The following is a 3,158-nucleotide window of genomic DNA, read 5'->3' on the forward strand; positions in this document are numbered from 1 at the left end:
GACGTGGCCGAGTTGCTGGGTACGGTGAAAACCGTCAATGGACCTATCATGGCCAACCGCGTTCTTTCGTGCGTACAAAAGGTCTACGCCTGGGCGGTCAAGAACCCGAAGATTAGCGATATCAAGTTCAACCCCTCCAGGGACGTGGAGCGCCCGTCCCCTGAGGTTGAGCGCGAGCGGGTTTACAACGAAGTTGAGTTGCGGGCGCTCTGGAAGGATTTTGCAAAGCGTGGCGCCTTGGGAACGGTCTACAAAATCGTCTTGGTGACAGGCCAGCGCCTTGGAGAAGTTGTCGGGATGGAGTGGTCAGAGATCGACGGGGATATCTGGACGATCCCCGGAGTGCGCATCAAGAACAAGCGCATTCACGTTGTCCCACTTTCAGAACTCGCAACCGAACTCATTGAAGCCCAGAGGGGCAGGCATGATCGGTTTGTGTTTCCCTCCCCGACCAAAAAAGAGGCGCATATTTACCCGGCTAGCAAGATAGCTGGTGATGTTAAAAAGGGCTCGAAGGTGACTGATTTCCGCAGCCACGATTTGCGCCGCACGATGAGCACGGAATCCACGCGGTTGGGGTTTAGCCGGTTCCTCGTTGATCGACTCCTGAACCATACCGAGCAGGGCGTCGGTCGGGTATACGACCGGCACGACTACCTCAAGGAAAAGACCGAGATTACCGACGCCTGGGCACGCCGCCTTCGCAACATCATCGCGGGCGGTAAGGTGGTACAGATAAGCCGTTAGCAAAATAACTAGGCAGAAAGCGACTAAATTATTGACCGCCGCCAGTAAGGGGAAAGCCCCATCGGCGGCTAATGTGTCGCGGCTGATTGACATCGTTACCGGGTGGATCGAGATTTACCAGCCCGCGATTAATGAAGCAAAAAACAATCCGAGTCACCGCCAACAGGTGGACGCAATTTGGACCATTCAAGAGAAAGCTCTAGCGCTGCTCCTGGCTATCTCAGACGGCGAAGATAATCTCACCGAACTAAATTTAGGCATTGTGTCGCGCACATTCATTAATCAATTGCAGCAGCTAGATGCTTCCGCTTACCGCACAGCAAAGGGGGCCACGAAGGAAAAGAGCGCGAGGGGCGGCTCCTTGGCTGTCACGTCGGTTGGGAATGTGAAGATGCATTTCGCCCATAAAGTGGGGGCCGTTTTCAAGGAGATGACAGGAAAGCACCCCAGCCGTACCGTAAAGACGGGCGTCGAAGAGGGCGTGTGGATGGAGTTCCTTCACGACATGATGGTCATCGTATTAAAGGACCATCGCGGTGACGAATATTATGCGAGGATCGTCGCCAGCGCCAAGGAGTTGCCGCGTATTGCTGACCCGTTCAGCACCCCGCAGCAAACTCCCTGAAAATCTTATGGAGATGAACCCCCCGCCTCTGGGCGCACTTAAAAACCATTATATAACAGTGTGTTAGGCCTTGCGTTGGTTTGTACCCGCAGTAAATAATACCCATCCAAGCTGCAGATTGCGGCGTTCACTAAGCTGCACTTTGTGGCGATCACCACAAAGGATGGGTTGTTATGAAATCCGCCTCACTAAGCGAAATGATCCCCACGCCCGAAGCCGCCAGCGTTCTGGGCGTATCGGTAGCGCACCTCGAAACGCAACGTGTTCGGCCCGGCCAGCGACCGATCCCTTTTTATAAGATTGGGAGGTTGGTCAGATACAAGCGCTCCGAACTTCTCGAAATCATCGAGGCGGGACGGCGCTTGTCCACGAGCGACCCCGGCCCAGCCGACGCCGTCTGATGCCGGGAACCACCAACATCTCGAATTTGGCACCCAGCCAAAAAGGAACAGCCCCGGCGCGACAAACACCGAGGCTGTTCTCGAAAACTGTCTTTGACGAGACATCCACCCACACATCGCAGATAGGCGCAGATGAATGTCATATAATTTAATACTCAAACCAACAAGGCGCAAGCGCGCGGTTCAGGCTGCTCACGTCGATAAGCGCAACGGCACCAAGGCCAACGGCAAGTCCAACAGTCTCTCTTACATCGCCGAAGAGCATCGACTCCTACACCCGAAGCCATTGAGGAACTGGGCCGAGGTCAACAGCAGCAAGATCGAGGCGATCAACAACCCCGGACCATCCGGCGAGGCGGCCTTACTTCGGGCACTTCATTTCCAGAGATACAGCAAGGACGCCGCAAAGTTCTCCGAAGCCATGTCGGCTGAGAGCGTGACTTGGCGGAGGCGGCGCTCATGATCGCCAGCCTTGAGGAACTTGAGCGGGGGTCCTTGCTATGAACGCGCTCATACGATTGCCGGAGGTGTCAGATTTCATCAACGAGTGCTGCAGGATCGACCCGAAAATCCTGGTCTTCGACGACGGCTCCTATCAGCCGTGCGAAGGTGGATTTCCCGCCTTACAGATACCCGTCGATGATCGATTCGGCGTGCCCTATGACATCGTGGCATATGCCGTGGATGATCCTGTCGTGTGGTGGATGCGGTGCGGACTGGCGACGGTCCTAGGTGAACACGCTCTGTTCGTGGCGGAGTGGCGAGGCCAGGCGGTCAATCTCTACCCGACCCCCGCTGCGTGGCTTCACAGTCGGGATTATGCCGGCGTCTGCGTTTTGGATTGGACTGCGAACCTGCGGCTTGTCTTAGGTCGAGTGCCGGAGGTGCGCTGCCTATCAAGGACGCTTGCGAACGAACTGGCCCAAAGACTTCAGGAGCAAGTCAAACCTCGCTTCGCTATCACAGTTAGAGGCGAGCGCCATGCAGCATGACCGACCTCGCGGGCATAGCGTGCCGGGTGACGGTGCCGGCGGGCTTTTGGCACTTTTGGTACCTCGTGACTGGGGCGATTTAACATCTTTACCCCCACTCCTGCCGGATGTTCCCGGCCTACCGGAAAACATGATCCCGACACCCTTGCGGGGCTGGATCGTAGATTTCGCGGAACGCGCCTCAATGCCACTAGATTTCATCGCGGTGCCGGCAATCGTAGCGTTGTCGTCATTGGTTGGGCGCAACATCGGCATCCACCCCAAACAGCAGGATAACTGGCTGGTGGTCCCGAACTTGTGGGGAGCCGTCATAGGTCGCCCAGGCGTTATGAAAAGCGCCGCCATCGCTGAGGCCCTTCGACCGCTCGGGCGTCTTGTCGCCAGCGCGATTGA

At 56.5% G+C, this 3,158-nt stretch carries 6 protein-coding genes; all 6 read left to right on the forward strand.

The features are described from left to right. A partial coding sequence (locus tag O6944_04145; protein ID MCZ6718331.1) for a site-specific integrase occupies nt 1–747 on the forward strand: 747 nt, incomplete at its 5' end. A gap of 73 nt (nt 748–820) precedes the next feature. Then, nucleotides 821–1,372, forward strand: a complete 552-nt coding sequence (locus tag O6944_04150; protein ID MCZ6718332.1) for a hypothetical protein — start codon at nt 821–823, stop codon at nt 1,370–1,372. A gap of 173 nt (nt 1,373–1,545) precedes the next feature. Beyond that, nucleotides 1,546–1,773: a helix-turn-helix domain-containing protein gene (locus O6944_04155; GenBank protein MCZ6718333.1), complete on the forward strand. Its 228-nt coding sequence runs from the start codon at nt 1,546–1,548 to the stop codon at nt 1,771–1,773. Between the two features lie 136 nt (nt 1,774–1,909). Beyond that, entirely contained in the window at nt 1,910–2,236 is a 327-nt protein-coding gene (locus O6944_04160; protein ID MCZ6718334.1) for a hypothetical protein, read from the forward strand. Between the two features lie 37 nt (nt 2,237–2,273). Next, nucleotides 2,274–2,765 (forward strand): hypothetical protein, encoded by a 492-nt coding sequence (locus O6944_04165; GenBank protein ID MCZ6718335.1) that lies wholly within the window; start codon nt 2,274–2,276, stop codon nt 2,763–2,765. Beyond that, nucleotides 2,755–3,158 (forward strand): DUF3987 domain-containing protein (locus O6944_04170; protein ID MCZ6718336.1); only part of this gene is annotated, 404 nt, incomplete at its 3' end. The genes O6944_04165 and O6944_04170, both read left to right, overlap by 11 nt.

The organism is Gammaproteobacteria bacterium, from assembly GCA_027296625.1.
Lineage (GTDB): Bacteria > Pseudomonadota > Gammaproteobacteria > JAKEHO01 > JAKEHO01 > JAKEHO01.